This is a genomic window from Streptomyces sp. NBC_00727, from assembly GCF_045161745.1.
Taxonomy (GTDB): Bacteria; Actinomycetota; Actinomycetes; order Streptomycetales; family Streptomycetaceae; genus Streptomyces.
This window is the reverse complement of sequence record NZ_CP108981.1, coordinates 1485097-1501973: the sequence shown is the minus strand read 5'-3', so window position 1 is coordinate 1501973 and position 16877 is coordinate 1485097. Positions and strand designations below refer to the sequence as shown.

The following is a 16877-nucleotide window of genomic DNA, read 5'->3' as shown; positions in this document are numbered from 1 at the left end:
GTATCACGCCCTGTCCGCGACGCGTTCGCCGAGCAGGCCCTGGGGCCGCAGCAGCAGGACGACGATGAGGAGGACGAAGGCCCATACGTCCTTCCAGGCGCCGCCGCCGAAGAGGTCCATGCCGGGTACGTCGCTCATGTAGCCGGTGGCGAGGGATTCGGCGACGCCGAGGACGATGCCGCCGAGCATGGCGCCGTAGATGTTGCCGATGCCGCCGAGTACGGCTGCGGTGAATGCCTTGAGGCCCATGAGGAAGCCCATTTTGAAGCCGATCTGGCCGTTCTTGAGCCCGTAGGCGACGGCGGCGACGGCTGCGAACGCGGCGCCGATGGCGAAGGCCATGACGATGATGCGGTCGGTGTTGATGCCCATGAGTTTGGCGGTGTCGGGGTCCTGCGAGGTGGCCTGCATGCCGCGGCCGGAGCGGGTCTTGGAGACGAAGAGCCCGAGGGCGATCATGCAGACGGGGGCGGCGATGAGGACGAAGAGGTCACCGCGCTGGACGTGGGCGCCGAAGATGTCGAGGGCCTCGCCCTTGAACTGGGGGAAGGGGCGGTCCTTGGTGGCGTCGGGGTACCACTTCCAGATGGCCTGCTGGAGTGCGAGGGAGAGTCCGATCGCGGTGATCAGCGGGGCGAGGCGGGGGGCGTTGCGCAGCGGCCGGTAGGCGAAGCGTTCGGCGGCGACGCTGATGGCGACGGAGCATATGACGCCGCCGATGATCATGAGGGGGACGATCGCGAGGAGGTTGGAGCCGGCCGGCATCCAGAGGTACACGGTGAGAGCTCCGAAGCCTCCGATCATGAAGATCTCGCCGTGGGCGAAGTTGATGAGCTGGATGATTCCGTAGACCATCGTGTAGCCGATCGCGATGAGTCCGTACATCGCGCCGAGGATGAGTCCATTGGCCAGCTGTTGCGGCAGTTCGTGCACCGCAGGGCCTCCGTGGAGTGGTTCGGATATGGCACCGCGCGGGAGTGCTCGTAGCGCTCCCGCGCGGTCTGGGGTCGGTCGGTGTGGCCCGGGGGCGGGTTACGGCTTGTAGGCCTCGCTGATCTTGGAGACCCACTTGCCGCCGTCGACCTGGTAGGCGGTCATCATGGTGTTGGTGGTGTCGCCGTACTGGTCGAAGGAGACCGGGCCGGTGACGCCGTCGAACTTGACCTTGCTCATGGCGTCGAGCACCTTGGCGCGGGCGTCGTCGGGGAGCTTGCCGTCGTTCTCGGAGACGGCGAGCTTGACGGCCTCGATGATGGCCCAGGTGGCGTCGTAGGTGCCGCCGCCGTAGGCCTCGTAGGCGTCCTTGTAGCCGGCGGTCTTGTAGTTCTTGATGAAGGTCTTGGCGGAGTCGAGTTCCTCGACGGGCTTGCCGACGGAGGTGGCGATGTCGCCCTGGGCCTTCTTGTTGAGCTTGATGAAGTCGGCGCTGTACATGCCGTCGCCGCCCATGAGGGGGATCTTGACGCTGTCCTTGAGCTGCTGGCTCAGGGGGGCGCCGGCGGGGTACTCGCCGCCGTAGTAGACGGCCTTGGCGCCGGACTTCTTGACCTTGGTGACGACGGCGTTGAAGTCGCGGTCCTCGGGGTTGACGTGGTCGGAGCCGACGATCTTGCCGCCGAGGTCGGTGAAGGTGGCCTTGAAGGAGGCCGCGAGACCGGCGCCGTAGGGCTTCTGGTCGTCGATGAGGTAGACCTGCTTGATCTTCGCGTTGTTGTACAGGTACTTCGCGGCGAAGGCGCCCTGGATCTGGTCCGTGGTGGCGGTGCGGAAGTAGGTCTTGAAGGGGCGCTTCTTGTCGCCGGTCTTCCAGTTGTTGCCCTGGGTCAGCTCGGTGCCGGTGTTGGCGGGGGAGACCTGGGTGAGACCGGCGTCGTTGAGCGGCTTCTGCATGGACTGGGCGACGCCGGAGTTCAGCGGGCCGACGACACCGACGACCTTCTTGTTGTCGATGAACTTCGTGGCGTTCTGCTGGCCGACGGAGGGCTGGGCCTGGTCGTCGAGCGGCTGGACCTCGAAGGTGATGCCGGGGACGGTCTTCTCCTTGTTCGCCGTTTTGGCGGCGAGGTCGGCGGAGTTCTTGATGCCGAGGCCGAGGGCGGAGAGGTCGCCGGTGAGCGGGGCGTCGACGCCGATGACGACGGTCGTGTTGCCGCTGCCGCTGTTGCTGCCGTCGCTCTTGTTGTCGTCGTCGCGCGACCCGCAGGCGGTGAGTGTCAGTGCACCGGTGGTGAGCACTGTCGTGAGGATGAGCAAAGAACGGTGTCGCACGAAAGGTCCTTTCCCTGGCGCGGCCTCCTCTGCTTGAGGTGCCGTGTCGTTCGCCGGGCCGTACTGGGTTGGTACAGGGCCGTGCAGCAGACGCGCCCGGCGGCGCGGTGACTGGCCGTGACTCTAAGGGCAGTGGTGGGGGTCGGGAGTGGTGGTGGCCAAGGATGTGACTGTCTTGTTATGCCCTTGAGCAAGGCTTGAGGTGGCTGGGGGGACATGTACGGCTTTTTACCGGACCGTGAAGTGACCGCAATGTGAGAACGCGCAGCTCTGCTAAGGGGCTTGGGGTGATCTTGGTGCTGTCATCCGGCGGGGGCCCGGTGGGGGCGTGTGGGGGCATGCCGGGGGGCCCGGTGGCTGCGGGGCCGGGCTCGTCGTGTCGCGGCGGGGTGCTCCGCCCCGGGCGCTGATTACTCAGGGTTACGGTGGCGGGGGTGCGGCGACGCGGTGTGGTGGTGGGGCCGGGTGAGGTGTGGCAGCTGAGTGGGCCATGGAACGGGGCGCTGGGTCAAGGGGGTTGAGGTTGTGCGCCGTTCAATTACCTTCGTCGCGGGGGTGGTTGTGCCCGGGTATGCCGCTGCCCGGCCGTTTTGGGTCACGGCCGGGCAGGGGTGGTGGTGCGGTGGTGCGGGGTCAGGCGGCTTCCGGTGCGGGGGCGTCGCGCAGGAGGCAGGTGAGGCGTGCGGTGCAGACCCGCTTGTCGTGCTCGTCGGTGAGGGTGATCTCGTACGTGGCGGTGGTGCGGCCGCGGTGTACGGGAGTGGCGACGCCGGTGACGAGGCCGCTTCGTACCCCTCGGTGATGGGTGCAGTTCAGGTCGACGCCGACGGCGACCTTGGAGGGGCCGCCGTGCAGCATGGAGCCGACGGAGCCGAGGGTCTCGGCGAGGACGGCGGAGGCGCCGCCGTGCAGGAGGCCGTAGGGCTGGGTGTTGCCCTCGACGGGCATGGTGCCGACGACGCGCTCGGCGGAGGCTTCGAGGATGCGGACGCCCATGCGTTCCCCGAGGTGGCCGGCGGAGAAGAGGGCGGGCAGGTCGACGCCGAGAGCGGCGTACTCGTCGATGATCTCCTGGGGGAACGTGGGTGCGGTGTGCTCGCCCATGGGTCCGCCTTTCGTCTCTGTGCGGTGCTCGTGTGCGTCGTTCTTATCAGACGGCTGAGCGGGCGCTTAGGGCCTGGGCTCGAAGCGCACCACGACGGACTTGGAGGCGGGGGTGTTGCTGGTGTCGGCGGTGGAGTCGAGGGGGACCAGCACGTTGGTCTCCGGGTAGTACGCGGCGGCGCAGCCCCGGGCGGTGGGGTAGTGGACGACGCGGAAGCCGGGGGCGCGGCGCTCGACGCCGTCCTTCCACTCGCTGACGAGGTCGGTGTAGGAGCCGTCGGCGAGGCCGAGCGCGGTGGCGTCGTCGGGGTGTACGAGGACGACGCGGCGGCCGCCCCTGATGCCGCGGTAGCGGTCGTCGAGGCCGTAGATCGTGGTGTTGTACTGGTCGTGGGAGCGCAGGGTCTGGAGGAGCAGCCGGCCCTCGGGGAGTTCGGGGTACTCGACGGGTGCGGCGGTGAAGTTGGCCTTGCCGGTGGTGGTGGGGAAGCGGCGGGAGTCGCGGGGGGCGTGCGGGAGGGTGAAGCCGCCGGGGTGGGCGATGCGTGCGTTGAAGTTCTCGAAGCCGGGGACGACGCGGGAGATGCGGTCGCGGATCGTCGCGTAGTCCTTCTCGAACTCCTCCCAGGGTGTGGCGGATCCGGGGCCGAGTACGGCGCGGGCGAGGCGGGCGACGATGGCGGGTTCGGAGAGCAGGTGGGGGCTCGCGGGGGTGAGGTTGCCGCGTGAGGCGTGGACCTTGCTCATGGAGTCCTCGACGGTGACGAACTGCTTGCCGCTCGTCTGGACGTCCTTGTCGGTGCGGCCGAGGGTGGGCAGGATCAGGGCGCGGGCGCCGGTGACGGCGTGGGAGCGGTTGAGTTTGGTGGAGACGTGGACGGTGAGGCGGGCGCGGCGCATGGCGGCCTCGGTGACGTCGGTGTCGGGGGTGGCGGCGACGAAGTTGCCGCCCATGGCGAGGAAGACCTTGGCGTCGCCGTCGCGCAGGGCGCGGATGGCGCGGACCACGTCGTAGCCGTGGTGGCGCGGTGAGGTGATCCCGAATTCCTTGTCGAGGGCGTCGAGGAAGGCGGGCGCGGGCCGTTCGAAGATGCCCATGGTGCGGTCGCCCTGGACGTTGGAGTGGCCGCGGACGGGGCAGACGCCGGCGCCGGGGCGGCCGATGTTGCCGCGCAGCAGGAGGAAGTTGACGATCTCGCGGATGGACGGCACGGAGTGCTTGTGCTGGGTGAGGCCCATGGCCCAGCAGACGACGGTGCGCTTCGAGGCGAGGACCATGGCGAGGGCCTTTTCGATGGCGGCGCGGTCGAGTCCGGTCGCGGCGAGCGTCTCGTCCCAGTCGGCGTCGGCCGCGGTGGCGGCGAACTCCTCGTAGCCGTGGGTGTGTTCGGCGACGAACGTCTCGTCGACGGCGCCGTCGGCCGCCAGGATCAGTTTGTTCAGGAGGCGGAAGAGGGCCTGGTCGCCGCCGATGCGGATCTGGAGGAACAGGTCGTTGAGGGGGGTGCCCTTGAGCATGCCGTGCGGGGTCTGCGGGTTCTTGAAGTGTTCGAGGCCGGCCTCGGGCAGCGGGTTCACCGAGATGATCTTCGCGCCGGCGCTCTTGGCCTGCTCCAGGGCGGAGAGCATCCGGGGGTGGTTGGTGCCCGGGTTCTGTCCGGCGATGATGATCAGGTCGGCGTGGTGGAGGTCTTCCAGGGACACCGAGCCCTTGCCGACGCCGATCGTCTCGGTGAGCGCGGAGCCCGAGGACTCGTGGCACATGTTGGAGCAGTCGGGCAGGTTGTTGGTGCCGTATTCGCGGGCGAAGAGCTGGAGGAGGAAGGCGGCCTCGTTGCTGGTGCGTCCCGAGGTGTAGAAGACGGCCTCGTCGGGGGAGGCGAGGGTGCCCAGTTCCTCGGCGATGATCTCGAAGGCGCGCTCCCAGGTGACCGCCTCGTAGCGGTCGGCGCCCTCGGGGAGGTAGACGGGCTGGGTGATACGGCCCTGCTGGCCGAGCCAGTAGCCGCTGCGCCCGGCGAGGTCGGACACGGGGTGCTGGGCGAAGAAGTCCGGGGTGACGCGGCGCAGGGTCGCCTCCTCGGCGACGGCCTTCACCCCGTTCTCGCAGAATTCGGCGGTGTGCCGCTTGTCGCCCTCGGGCCAGGCGCAGCCGGGGCAGTCGAAGCCGTCCTTCTGGTTGACCTTGAGGAGGGTCTGCGCGGTGCGGCGCAGCCCCATCTGCTGCTGGGCGACGCGCAGGCTCTGGGCGACGGCGGGCAGCCCGGCGGCGGAGTGCTGGGCCGGTCCGACCCGGGGGGCGTCCTGGACGGGGTCTCCTGCGGGCGGCTTGCTGGCCATGGTGCTCCCCTTCGAGCCTGCTGCGGGGCGGCCCCGGGGGGTGTCTCGCGGGTCCGCCGTGTGTGTTTCCTTCCCTCCGATCCTGGCACGGGGGCGGGGCGGTATGCCTGGTGAGGCGTCGCGGGCGGCGGCCGGTCCGGATTGTCAGTGGTCCGTGGCAGGATCGGGGTGTGGCTGAGACGGCATCGAAGAAGACGGCAGACAACCGACCGCGCCTGCTCCTCATGGACGGGCACTCCCTGGCGTACCGGGCGTTCTTCGCCCTGCCGGCGGAGAATTTCACGACGGCGGCGGGCCAGCCGACGAACGCCGTGTACGGCTTCATGTCGATGCTGGCGAACACCCTGCGTGACGAGGCGCCGACGCATTTCGCGGTGGCGTTCGACGTGTCCCGCAAGACGTGGCGTGCGCAGGAGTTCCCGGAGTACAAGGCGAACCGGTCGAAGACCCCCGACGAGTTCAAGGGTCAGGTGGAGCTGATCGGCGAGCTGCTGGACGCGATGCGTGCGGACCGGTTCGCGGTCGAGGGCTTCGAGGCGGACGACGTCATCGCCACGCTGGCCACGCAGGCCGAGGCGGCCGGCTTCGAGGTCCTGATCGTCACGGGCGACCGCGATTCGTTCCAGCTGATCACGGACAACGTGACCGTGCTCTACCCCACCAAGGGCGTCTCCGAGCTGACCCGGTTCACGCCGGAGAAGGTCGTCGAGAAGTACGGCCTCACCCCCCGGCAGTATCCGGACTTCGCGGCGCTGCGCGGTGACCCGTCGGACAACCTTCCGAGCATCCCCAAGGTCGGTGAGAAGACCGCCGCGAAGTGGATCAACCAGTTCGGTTCCTTCGACGAGCTGATCGCGCGCGCCGACGAGGTCAAGGGCGTGGCGGGGCAGAACCTCCGCGACCACCTGGACGCGGTGAAGATGAACCGGGTGCTGACCGAGATGGTCCGGGACGTGGAGCTGCCGAAGACCCCGGACGGGCTGGAGCGCGCCCCCTACGACCGTACGGCGGTCACGGGCATCCTCGACGTACTGGAGATCCGCAATCCGAGCCTGCGCGAGCGGCTGCTCGCGGTGGACCCGGGGGCTGCGGAGGCCGAGCCGCCCGCGCCCGCCGCCGGGATCGAGCTGGACGGGGCCGTGCTCTCCACCGGCGAGGTCGGCCCGTGGCTGGGGGAGCACGGCGCGCAGCCGCTGGGCGTCATGACGGTCGACACCTGGTCGCTCGGGGTGGGTACGGTCACGGAGGTCGCGCTCGCCGCCGCCGACGGCTCGGCGGCCTGGCTGGACCCGGCGCAGCTGGACGAGGCCGACGAGCAGGCGTTCGCCGCGTGGGTGGCGGACCCGGCGCGGCCCAAGGTCATGCACAACGCGAAGAGTGCGATGCGGGTCTTCCCGGAGCACGGCTGGCACATCGAAGGCGTCGCGATGGACACGGCGCTCGCCGCGTATCTGGTGAAGCCGGGGCGGCGGTCCTTCGCGCTGGACGCCCTGGCCGTGGAGTACTTGGGACGGGAGCTGGCCCCGGCCGCCGCGGCGGACGGGCAGCTGGCCTTCGGCGCGGACGACCGGGCGGAGGCCGACGCGTTGATGGCGCAGGCCCGTGCGGTCCTGGACCTCGGTGACGCGTTCACGGAGCGGCTGAAGGAGGTCGGTGCGGCCGAGCTGCTGCACGACATGGAGCTGCCGACGTCGATCCTGCTGGCCCGCCTGGAGCGGCACGGCATCGCGGCGGACCGGGCCCATCTGGAGGGCATGGAGCAGCAGTTCGCCGGGGCCGTCCAGCAGGCGGTGAAGGAGGCGCACGCGTCGGTGGACCGGGAGTTCAACCTCGGTTCGCCCAAGCAGCTCCAGGAGGTCCTGTTCGGCGAGCTGGGCCTGCCGAAGACGAAGAAGACCAAGACCGGTTACACGACGGACGCGGACGCGCTGGCCTGGCTGGCCGCCCGGACGGAGCACGAACTGCCCGTCCTCATGCTCCGCCACCGCGAGCAGGCGAAGCTGCGGGTGACGGTCGAGGGCCTGGTGAAGTCGATCGCGGCGGACGGCCGCATCCACACCACGTTCAACCAGACGGTGGCGGCGACCGGCCGGCTCTCGTCCACCGACCCGAATCTGCAGAACATCCCCGTCCGCACGGACGAGGGCCGGGCGATCCGCCGCGGCTTCGTCGTCGGCGAGGGCTTCGAGACGCTGATGACGGCGGACTACAGCCAGATCGAACTGCGCGTGATGGCCCACCTCTCCGAGGACGCGGGCCTGATCGAGGCGTTCACCTCCGGCGAGGACCTGCACACCACGGTCGCCTCGCAGGTCTTCGGCGTCGACAAGTCGGCGGTCGACGCGGAGATGCGGCGCAAGATCAAGGCCATGAGCTACGGCCTGGCGTACGGGCTCTCCGCATTCGGCCTCTCCCAGCAGCTGAACATCGAGGCGGGCGAGGCCCGCGGCCTGATGGACACCTACTTCGAGCGGTTCGGCGGGGTCCGGGACTATCTGCGCCGCGTGGTGGAGGAGGCCAGGGCCACCGGTTACACGGAGACGATCTTCGGGCGCCGCCGCTACCTCCCGGACCTGAACAGCGACAACCGCCAGCGCCGCGAGACCGCCGAGCGGATGGCGCTCAACGCGCCGATCCAGGGCACCGCCGCCGACATCGTCAAGGTCGCCATGCTTCACGTCGACCGGGCGCTGCGCGAGGCGGAGCTGAAGTCGCGGATGCTGCTCCAGGTGCACGACGAAATCGTGCTGGAGATCGCCGCGGGCGAGCGCGAGCAGGTCGAGCGCGTCCTGCGCCACGAGATGTCCACGGCGGTGCGGTTGCGCGCCCCGCTGGACGTGTCGGTCGGCGTCGGCGGCGACTGGGAGTCAGCGGCCCACTGACCGCTTCCGGCCGGGGCCCGCGGGGGCCCCGGCCGCGTCCCGCCGCGCCGGGGTCAGCCGCACCGCCGCCGCGTACAGCAGGAGCCCGGCCGCGAGCCCGGCGCCCGCTCCGAAGCAGGCCGTCGGGATGATGTCCAGCGGCGTGTCGATGTGCCCGAAGTACGCGTACCAGCGGGCGCACCGGTGGGCGACGCCCAGCAGCACGCACAGCCCGATCGCGGTGAGCGCCCAGCGCCGGGTGCGCCGGTCCAGGACCGGTACGGACGGGGGCACCGGCCGCTCCCCGGTCCGCCGCAGGCCCGACACCGTGAACCAGGCGAGCAGGAGCAGGGCCGGGGCCGAGGTGCCGTACTGGACGAGCGTGAAGACGGGGTACCCGCCCACGCTGCCGTCGAGCCCCGGCACCAGCCGTACGCCCCAGCGGTCGTGGTGCGTGAAGGCGTCCCACACGACATGGGTGGCGGACCCGATGACCGCCGACACCGCGAACCACGCGACGTCCCGGGCGTGAAGGGCCCACCGCCCGGGGGTCGTTGCGGGCCGCCCGCCCCGCAGCCAGGTGTGCACGCGCCCCCGCCACCGCTCCGGCAGCAGCGCCACCAGAGGGTCGCGCAGCAGCAGCCACAGCGCGAGCGCGAGGGCCGTGATCAGGACGTCCACGGTGAACACGCCCCACACCGCGTGGGTGACCTCGCCGAACTCCATGGCACCCGGGATCACCGAGTCCGCGAAGTACGTCAGATCGGGGGCGAACGACCCGGCGACCAGGGCCGAAGCGAGCAGCGGACCGCGGCCCGTGCCGTCGCGCCGTATCCCCGGGAGCACGGCGGCGGCATGGCTGAGCGTGAAGGGCATGTGGGCAGTATGCGTGACCCGGCGGGGCAGGTGCGGGGTGGCCCATCGGGCAGGAAGGTCCGTCACGGGGATGTCCGTACGTGGACGACTTGTGTTCAGGAAGGTGAGAAAGCGGTGAGAACCGGCCTGACCGCTGTGTGCGGGCAGGAAGAGTTGCCGTAGGGTCGCCTGAGTCCCGGCGCGGGGGAGCGCCGACAGCGACGAGGGGGAGGGCCCACACGTCATGGCAGCGCAATTCGGTCGCCGACTGTACAGAGGAGCGGCCACCACCGCCGTGGCAGCCGCCGCGGTGGCGGCACTCTCCGCCTCGCAGGCCCCGGGGTCCCCGCTGGTCGCGGCGGACGGCGACCACGCGTCCGCCGGTGCGGCGACCCCCGGCGAACAGGGCGGCGGCGGTGGCGGTGTCTCCGGCGACTCGCCGTACTACACGGACCTGCCCCCGCTGAACACACCGGCCAAGCCCGGCAGTTCGGCCGACCTCCCGGCGACCGGCCCCGCCGAGTCCGGCATACCCGCCTCCGTCCTGGGGGCGTACAAGAAGGCCGAGCGGACCGTCGCGGTCACGGACGCGGCCTGCCGGCTGCCGTGGCAGCTGCTCGCCGCGATCGGCAAGGTCGAGTCCGGGCAGGCCCGCGGCGGCCGGGTCGACGCGCAGGGCACCACGCTCTCCCCGATCCTCGGCCCCGCCCTCGACGGCAACGGCTTCGCCCTGATCAAGGACACCGACAACGGCGCCTACGACGGGGACCGGACGCACGACCGGGCGGTCGGCCCGATGCAGTTCATCCCGTCGACCTGGGCGACCTGGGGTCAGGACGGCAACGGCGACGGCCGCAAGGACCCCAACAACGTCCACGACGCCGCGCTGGCTGCCGGGCGCTACCTCTGCGCCGGCTCCCGCGACCTGTCGACCGCCACCGACCTGGACCGGGCGGTCCTCAGCTACAACCACTCCGACGTGTACCTGCGTACGGTCCGCTCGTGGTTCACGTACTACAACCGCGGCACGCACGAGGTCCCCGACGGCACCGGCGTCCTGCCCACCGGCCCCACCAGCCGCAACCCGGGCCCCGGCCGGCCGAGCGGCGGCCCGTCGACGAGCCCGTCACCGACGCCCTCGCCGTCGAAGACCCCGAAGCCGAGCGGTTCAACGAAGCCCACGAACCCCTCGAACCCGGACCCCTCGAACCCGGGCCCCTCGAAGCCGGACCCCTCGAAGCCGAGCCCCGAGCCGTCCAAGCCGGGCGACACCGGCAAGCCCCCGACGCACACCCCGACTCCGGCGCCCAGTCCGTCGCAGTCCGTGACCGTGCTGCAGAACACCGGCACCGGCACGCTGACCGCCACGGCCGGCGACACGTTCGACGGGGACATCGCGGTGCGGGCGCGCGACGCCCTGGGCGACCCGGTCGCCAAGGCGTCCGTGACCTTCACCATCACCGGTGACACCGACACGAGGTTCGAAGGCGGCCTCAAGTCCGTCACGCTGCCCACCGGAGCCGACGGCACGGCCTCCGCCCCGCTCCTTCACGCGGGCGAGAAGACCGGCCAGTTCACCGTGCGGGCGACCGTCGACGGCACCCTGGCCGCCACGAGCTTCAAGGCGACCGTCACCCCGCGCCAGGCCGACGCCATCGCCCGGACCGGCACCACGGAGCTGACTGCCGTCGCAGGACAGACCTTCGACGACATCACGGTCGCCGCCACCTACAAGGGCGAGGCCGCCGCCAAGGTCACCGTCACCGCCACCATGATCACCGACGGTCTCGTACCGGTCGAGAACGACAAGGGCCCGTACTGCACGGACGACGCGGGCAACCCCGTCCGCACCATCGTGCTCACCACGGGGGCCGACGGCAGCCTGAAGCTCCCCGAGTTCTACGCCGACGGCCCGGCCGGCACGTACAAGCTGCGCCTCACCACCGAGGGCGGCGCCACCGTCGTCATCGAGCTGACCGTCGAGGAGCGCACGGCCGCCGCCTCCTGACAGCACGCCGACAGCCCCTCCGCCGATCGCCGCGCGGCAGGGGCTGTCGTGTGCTCAGTCCCGCTTCGGCCGCGCCTTCGTGTACCGGGTCGCCTCCACCGTCGCCGGGTCCTGCGGCCACGGGTGCTTCGGATAGCGGCCGCGCAGCTCCGCCCGCACCGCCTTGTAGCCCTCGCGCCAGAACGACGCCAGGTCGGCCGTCACCGCGGCCGGCCGCCCGGCGGGGGACAGCAGATGCACCAGGACCGGCACGCCCGCCACCTCCGGGGTCTCCTGGAGACCGAACAGCTCCTGGAGCTTCACCGCGAGGACCGGCTGGTCCCCGCCGTACTCCACCCGGATGCGCGAACCGCTCGGCACCTCGATCCGCTCCGGCGCCAGCTCGTCCAGCCGCACCGCCTCGCCCGTCGCCCACGGCAGCAGCCGGCGCAGCGCCTGCCCCGCGTCGATCGCGGCCAGGTCCGCCCGCCGCCGCGCCCGCGACAGCTCCGGCTCCAGCCAGCTCCCCGGGTCCGCCAGCAGCGCCTCGTCCGACACGTCCGGCCAGGGCCCACCCAGCACCCGGTACAGGAAGGCCAGCCGCTCCCGCAGCTGCCCCGCGTCCCGGCTCCAGCGCAGCAGCCCCGGCCCCTCCCGCCGCAGCCCCTCCACCAGGGCCTCGCGGACCAGCCCGGGATCGGGCTGCTTCAGCGGGCGCGCCGACAGTTCGACCGCACCCAGCCGCTCCACCCGGCGGGCCACCACGTCCCGGCCGTCCCAGCGGACCTCCTCGCCCGCGAACCGCAGCGGCCCGGCCGCCAGGCGCGCGGTGTCCTCGTCGATGACGGCGGCGAGCCGCACCCGGGCGGATGCGGCGTGCGCGGGCCGGTCCGCGACCGCGACGGCCAGCCAGGAAGCGCTGCGCAGTCCGGAGCCCTCGCCCGGTTCCGCGCCGGTGCCCGACGCCATGAGGAACGCCCCGCCGCCCCGCGCCCGCGCCACCCGCTCCGGGAACGCCAGCGCCGCGACCAGGCCCACCGCCGCGTCGTCCGCGACGGGCCGGCCGCCGCCGTCGCCCTTCAGCGCGGACGACAGGCGCCGCACCTCCTGGCGCCAGCGGCCCGCGTAGGCGTCCTGGCCCCGGCGCGCGGTGCGCAGCGCGGCCGCCAGATCGTCCCCGTAGGCGCGCGGGGGTTCCTCGCTCAGCAGCGCCACCACCTCGGCGGCCCGGCGTCCGCCGATCTCGGCCGCCCCGTCCAGCAGCGCCCTGGCCAGCCGCGGGTGCAGCCCGAGCCGGGACATCCGCACGCCCCGCTCGGTGACCCGGCCGTCGGTGCCGACCGCGCCGACCGCGGCGAGGACCTCGCGCGCGGCGGCCATCGCCCCCTCCGGCGGCGCGTCCAGCAGTGCGAGCCCCGAGGCGTCCGGATCGCCCCAGCAGGCCGCCTGGAGGGCGAACGCCGACAGATCGGCCAGCCGGATCTCCGGCGACGGGAAGCGGGCGAGCCGGCCGTCCTCCGCCTGGTCCCAGCAGCGGTAGACCGTGCCCGGCGCCTCGCGCCCCGCCCGGCCCGCGCGCTGGCGGCCCGCCGCCTGCGAGGCCCGTACGGTCGTCAGGGCGCTCAGCCCCCGCGCGTGATCGGTGCGCGGCTCACGGGCGAGCCCGGAGTCGACGACCGTCCGGACCCCGGGGACCGTCAGCGACGACTCGGCCACCGAGGTGGCCAGGACCACCCGCCGCCCCTCGGACGAACCGGCCAGCACCGCGTCCTGCACCGCCGCCGGCGCCCGCCCGTGCACCTGGAGCACCTCGGCCGCGACGCCCGCCAACTGCCCCGCCACACGGCCGATCTCGCCGACCCCCGGCAGGAAGCACAGCACGTCGCCGTCCCGTTCCGCGAGCGCCCGCCGCACCACGGAGGCGACATGGCCCAGCAGCGCCGGATCGACCCTCATGCCGTGCGGCGGCCGCACCGGAGCGGGCGGCGGGGCCCACACCACCTCCACCGGGTGCGACACCCCCTGCGCCTCGACCACCGGGGCATCGCCCAGCAGCCGCGCCCAGCCCTCCGCGTCCGTCGTCGCGGACGCCGCCACCAGTCGCAGATCGGGGCGGATCGCCTCGCGCACGTCCAGCAGAAAGGCGGCCACCGTGTCCGCGTCGAGATGGCGCTCGTGGCACTCGTCGATGATCACCGCGTCCACCCCGGCCAGCTCCTGGTCGCGCTGGAGCCGCTGGAGCAGCACCCCGGTGGTGACGACCTCGACCACGGTCTCCGGGCCCACCACCCGCTCGCCGCGCACGGTGAACCCGACGCGCCCGCCGGTCTTCTCGCCCAGCAGCCAGGCCATGCGCCGGGCCGCCGCGCGGGCGGCGATCCGGCGGGGCTCGGCGACGACGACCCGGCGCACCGGGCCGTCCCCGGTCAGCCCGGCCAGGACGAGGGGGACGAGGGTGGTCTTGCCGGTGCCGGGCGGTGCGCACAGCACGGCGACCCCGCGGTCGTCGAGCGCCCGCCGCAGGGCGGGCACGGCGGTGCGGACGGGCAGCCGGTCGAGGGCGTCGGTGCGGATCACGCCCCCAGTCTCGTACGGCGTGCCCCCGGCGCCGTCCGCCGGTTCAGTCCCGTACGCAGACGAAGATCGCGGTGCCCGGGATCAGGTTGCCGCGCAGCGGGGACCAGCCGCCCCACTCCTGGTCGTTCCAGGCGGGCCACTCCGGCTCCACCAGGTCCACCAGCCGGAAGCCGCCCGCGACCACGTCCCGCACCCGGTCGCCCAGCGTGCGGTGGTGCTCCACGTACACCGCGTCACCGTGCTCGTCCTGCTCGACGTAGGGCGTGCGGTCGAAGTAGGAGGCGGCGACCGACAGGCCCTCGGGGCCCGGCTCGTCCGGGAACGCCCAGCGGACGGGGTGCGTCACGGAGAAGACCCAGCGGCCGCCGGGGCGCAGCACCCGGCGGACCTCGCGGAAGACCTGGACCGGGTCGGCGACGAAGGGCACCGCGCCGTAGGCGGAGCAGGCGAGGTCGAAGGAGGCGTCGCGGAACGGCAGCCGCCCGGCGTCGGCCTCGACGAGCGGGACGTCCTCACCGATGCGCAGGGCGTGCTGGAGCTGGCGGTGCGAGAGGTCCAGGGCGACGGGGCGTGCGCCCTGGGCGGCCAGCCAGCGCGAGCACTGCGCCGCGCCGGCGCCGATCTCCAGGACGTCGAGCCCCTTCAGCGCGGCGGCGGGGCCCAGCAGTCCGGCCTCGGCCTCGTCCAGCCCCTCCGGGCCCCAGACGAAGCGGTCGTCGCCGAGGAAGGCGCCGTGGTCGCTCTGGTACTCGTCGGCGTTGCGGTCCCACCAGCCGCGGCTGGCCCGGCTGCTCTCGGTGGTTCCGGCGCTGCGGCGTGTCGCCTCGGGTTCGGCGGCGTACATCTCTTGGCTCATCGTGTCCGTCGTTGTAGTTTGCCTTCACCCCGTCGTACGAGGTACGTACCAAGGGGGCCTGTGAACTGCGGGACCCGTGTGTCCGGACGTTCCCGGAGCCGATCCGGCCCCGGCGAACGCGAGTTGTGCCGGACATGGGGGTGTTTCGCCGGTGGTGTCCGCCTTCGCGCATTGACCGTGCCCTGCTGCCCCCGTATGCTACAAGTTGCGCTGCGAGCCTGCGCGCCTCAGACCTAGCAGGCCGCGCTCGCATCTGTTGCATGTCCCCTCGGTTCACGAGGCGCCTCCCGGCCACGGGAAGGGCGCTTCCCTGGCTGTCCGGCTTCTGCAGAGGCGATACGGGTTCTCGGCGTAGCAGTACCTACGACTCACTGTCCGTACCGGAGCCCTTTCCCACATGACGAGCAGCACCGAGACCACCGCCACCACTCCGCAGGTTGCGGTCAACGACATCGGCGACGCGGACGCGTTCCTCGCGGCGATCGACGAGACGATCAAGTACTTCAACGACGGCGACATCGTTGACGGTGTCATCGTCAAGGTTGACCGGGACGAGGTTCTCCTCGACATCGGTTACAAGACCGAAGGTGTCATCCCGAGCCGCGAGCTCTCGATCAAGCACGACGTCGACCCGAACGAGGTCGTCAAGGTCGGTGACGAGATCGAGGCCCTGGTTCTCCAGAAGGAGGACAAGGAAGGCCGCCTGATCCTCTCGAAGAAGCGCGCTCAGTACGAGCGTGCCTGGGGCACCATCGAGAAGATCAAGGAAGAGGACGGCATCGTCACCGGTACCGTCATCGAGGTCGTCAAGGGTGGTCTCATCCTCGACATCGGCCTCCGTGGCTTCCTGCCGGCGTCGCTCGTCGAGATGCGTCGCGTCCGCGACCTCCAGCCGTACGTGGGCAAGGAGCTCGAGGCCAAGATCATCGAGCTGGACAAGAACCGCAACAACGTGGTCCTGTCCCGCCGTGCCTGGCTCGAGCAGACCCAGTCCGAGGTCCGCCAGACGTTCCTCACGACCCTCCAGAAGGGTCAGGTCCGCTCCGGCGTCGTCTCCTCGATCGTCAACTTCGGTGCCTTCGTGGACCTGGGTGGCGTCGACGGTCTGGTGCACGTCTCCGAGCTGTCCTGGAAGCACATCGACCACCCCTCCGAGGTCGTCGAGGTCGGCCAGGAGGTCACCGTCGAGGTCCTCGACGTCGACATGGACCGCGAGCGCGTGTCCCTGTCGCTCAAGGCGACGCAGGAAGACCCGTGGCAGCAGTTCGCCCGTACGCACCAGATCGGGCAGGTCGTCCCCGGTAAGGTCACCAAGCTCGTTCCGTTCGGTGCGTTCGTCCGCGTCGACGAGGGCATCGAGGGCCTGGTCCACATCTCCGAGCTGGCCGAGCGCCACGTGGAGATCCCGGAGCAGGTCGTCCAGGTCAACGACGAGATCTTCGTCAAGGTCATCGACATCGACCTCGAGCGCCGTCGCATCAGCCTCTCGCTGAAGCAGGCCAACGAGGCCTTCGGCGGCGACCCGGCCTCGGTCGAGTTCGACCCGACCCTGTACGGCATGGCCGCGTCCTACGACGACCAGGGCAACTACATCTACCCCGAGGGCTTCGACCCCGAGACCAACGACTGGCTCGAGGGCTTCGAGGCTCAGCGCGAGGTCTGGGAGACCCAGTACGCCGAGGCGCAGCAGCGCTTCGAGCAGCACCAGGCCCAGGTCATCAAGTCCCGCGAGGCCGACGAGGCCGCTGCCGCCGAGGGCGCTGCCGCCCCCGCCGGCAACACCCCGGCCGCCTCGGGCGGCAGCGGTGGCGGCTCCTACTCCTCGGAGTCCTCGGACAACTCCGGCGCCCTGGCGTCGGACGAGGCCCTGGCCGCGCTCCGCGAGAAGCTGGCGGGCGGCCAGAGCTGACGCTCTGTCCCTCCGGCCGGTCATCGGCTGCGGTAGGTGAGTGACCGTGAGGCCCGTCCCCTTCGGGGGGCGGGCCTCACGCGTTTCCGCGTGAAAGAGCGTGTACGGGGAATGACAGTG

General features: G+C 71.6%; 10 protein-coding genes. 3 read left to right on the top strand and 7 right to left on the bottom strand.

From position 1 onward, the window contains the following. Positions 1-3 precede the first annotated feature (3 nt). The 4 genes from OG242_RS06650 to OG242_RS06635 form a co-directional block, all read right to left on the bottom strand. Positions 4-933 (bottom strand): branched-chain amino acid ABC transporter permease, encoded by a 930-nt coding sequence (locus OG242_RS06650; protein WP_405897254.1) that lies wholly within the window; start codon positions 931-933, stop codon positions 4-6. 99 nt (positions 934-1032) lie between these two features. Further along, positions 1033-2253, bottom strand: a complete 1221-nt coding sequence (locus tag OG242_RS06645) for a branched-chain amino acid ABC transporter substrate-binding protein (RefSeq protein WP_405901525.1) — start codon at positions 2251-2253, stop codon at positions 1033-1035. Between the two features lie 648 nt (positions 2254-2901). Further along, positions 2902-3372 carry a PaaI family thioesterase gene (locus tag OG242_RS06640; protein WP_405897253.1) on the bottom strand — a complete coding sequence of 157 codons (471 nt, stop codon included), beginning with the start codon at positions 3370-3372 and terminating at the stop codon, positions 2902-2904. A 66-nt stretch (positions 3373-3438) separates the two neighbouring features. After that, on the bottom strand, positions 3439-5712 hold the full coding sequence (locus tag OG242_RS06635) for an FdhF/YdeP family oxidoreductase (RefSeq protein ID WP_405897252.1): 2274 nt from the start codon (positions 5710-5712) through the stop codon (positions 3439-3441). Between the two features lie 170 nt (positions 5713-5882). Between OG242_RS06635 and polA the strand changes: the two genes are divergently transcribed. Beyond that, a complete protein-coding gene (polA, locus tag OG242_RS06630; RefSeq protein WP_405897251.1) occupies positions 5883-8594 on the top strand; it encodes a DNA polymerase I in 2712 nt (903 codons plus the stop codon). Here polA and OG242_RS06625 read toward each other — a convergent pair. After that, positions 8580-9449 carry a DUF4184 family protein gene (locus tag OG242_RS06625; protein WP_405897250.1) on the bottom strand — a complete coding sequence of 290 codons (870 nt, stop codon included), beginning with the start codon at positions 9447-9449 and terminating at the stop codon, positions 8580-8582. The two genes, polA and OG242_RS06625, sit on opposite strands and share 15 nt — an antisense overlap. A 223-nt stretch (positions 9450-9672) precedes the next feature. Here OG242_RS06625 and OG242_RS06620 point away from each other — a divergent pair, with 223 nt between their 5' ends. After that, positions 9673-11436, top strand: coding sequence for a lytic murein transglycosylase (locus OG242_RS06620; RefSeq protein ID WP_405897249.1), 1764 nt, complete (start codon positions 9673-9675; stop codon positions 11434-11436). Positions 11437-11490: 54 nt separating this feature from the next. Here the strand turns inward: OG242_RS06620 and hrpB are convergent, their stop codons facing one another. Beyond that, the gene (hrpB, locus tag OG242_RS06615) at positions 11491-13992 is read right to left on the bottom strand and encodes an ATP-dependent helicase HrpB (protein WP_405897248.1); all 2502 of its coding nucleotides are present in this window, start codon (positions 13990-13992) and stop codon (positions 11491-11493) included. A 43-nt stretch (positions 13993-14035) separates the two neighbouring features. Then, a complete protein-coding gene (locus OG242_RS06610; protein WP_405901524.1) occupies positions 14036-14836 on the bottom strand; it encodes a class I SAM-dependent methyltransferase in 801 nt (266 codons plus the stop codon). Positions 14837-15245: 409 nt separating this feature from the next. On the opposite strand from OG242_RS06610, the gene rpsA reads away from it, so the two are divergent. Further along, complete coding sequence (gene rpsA / locus OG242_RS06605; protein ID WP_093709307.1) at positions 15246-16757, top strand: 30S ribosomal protein S1; 1512 nt, start codon at positions 15246-15248, stop codon at positions 16755-16757. Positions 16758-16877: the final 120 nt, after the last annotated feature.

Bases quoted from the DNA above. Each gene is read 5' to 3' on its own strand.
- rpsA (WP_093709307.1), top strand. From the start codon at position 15,246: ATGACGAGCAGCACCGAGACCACCGCCACCACTCCGCAGGTTGCGGTC.
- OG242_RS06610 (WP_405901524.1), bottom strand. From the start codon at position 14,836: ATGTACGCCGCCGAACCCGAGGCGACACGCCGCAGCGCCGGAACCACC.
- OG242_RS06620 (WP_405897249.1), top strand. From the start codon at position 9,673: ATGGCAGCGCAATTCGGTCGCCGACTGTACAGAGGAGCGGCCACCACC.
- OG242_RS06625 (WP_405897250.1), bottom strand. From the start codon at position 9,449: ATGCCCTTCACGCTCAGCCATGCCGCCGCCGTGCTCCCGGGGATACGG.
- OG242_RS06635 (WP_405897252.1), bottom strand. From the start codon at position 5,712: ATGGCCAGCAAGCCGCCCGCAGGAGACCCCGTCCAGGACGCCCCCCGG.
- OG242_RS06640 (WP_405897253.1), bottom strand. From the start codon at position 3,372: ATGGGCGAGCACACCGCACCCACGTTCCCCCAGGAGATCATCGACGAG.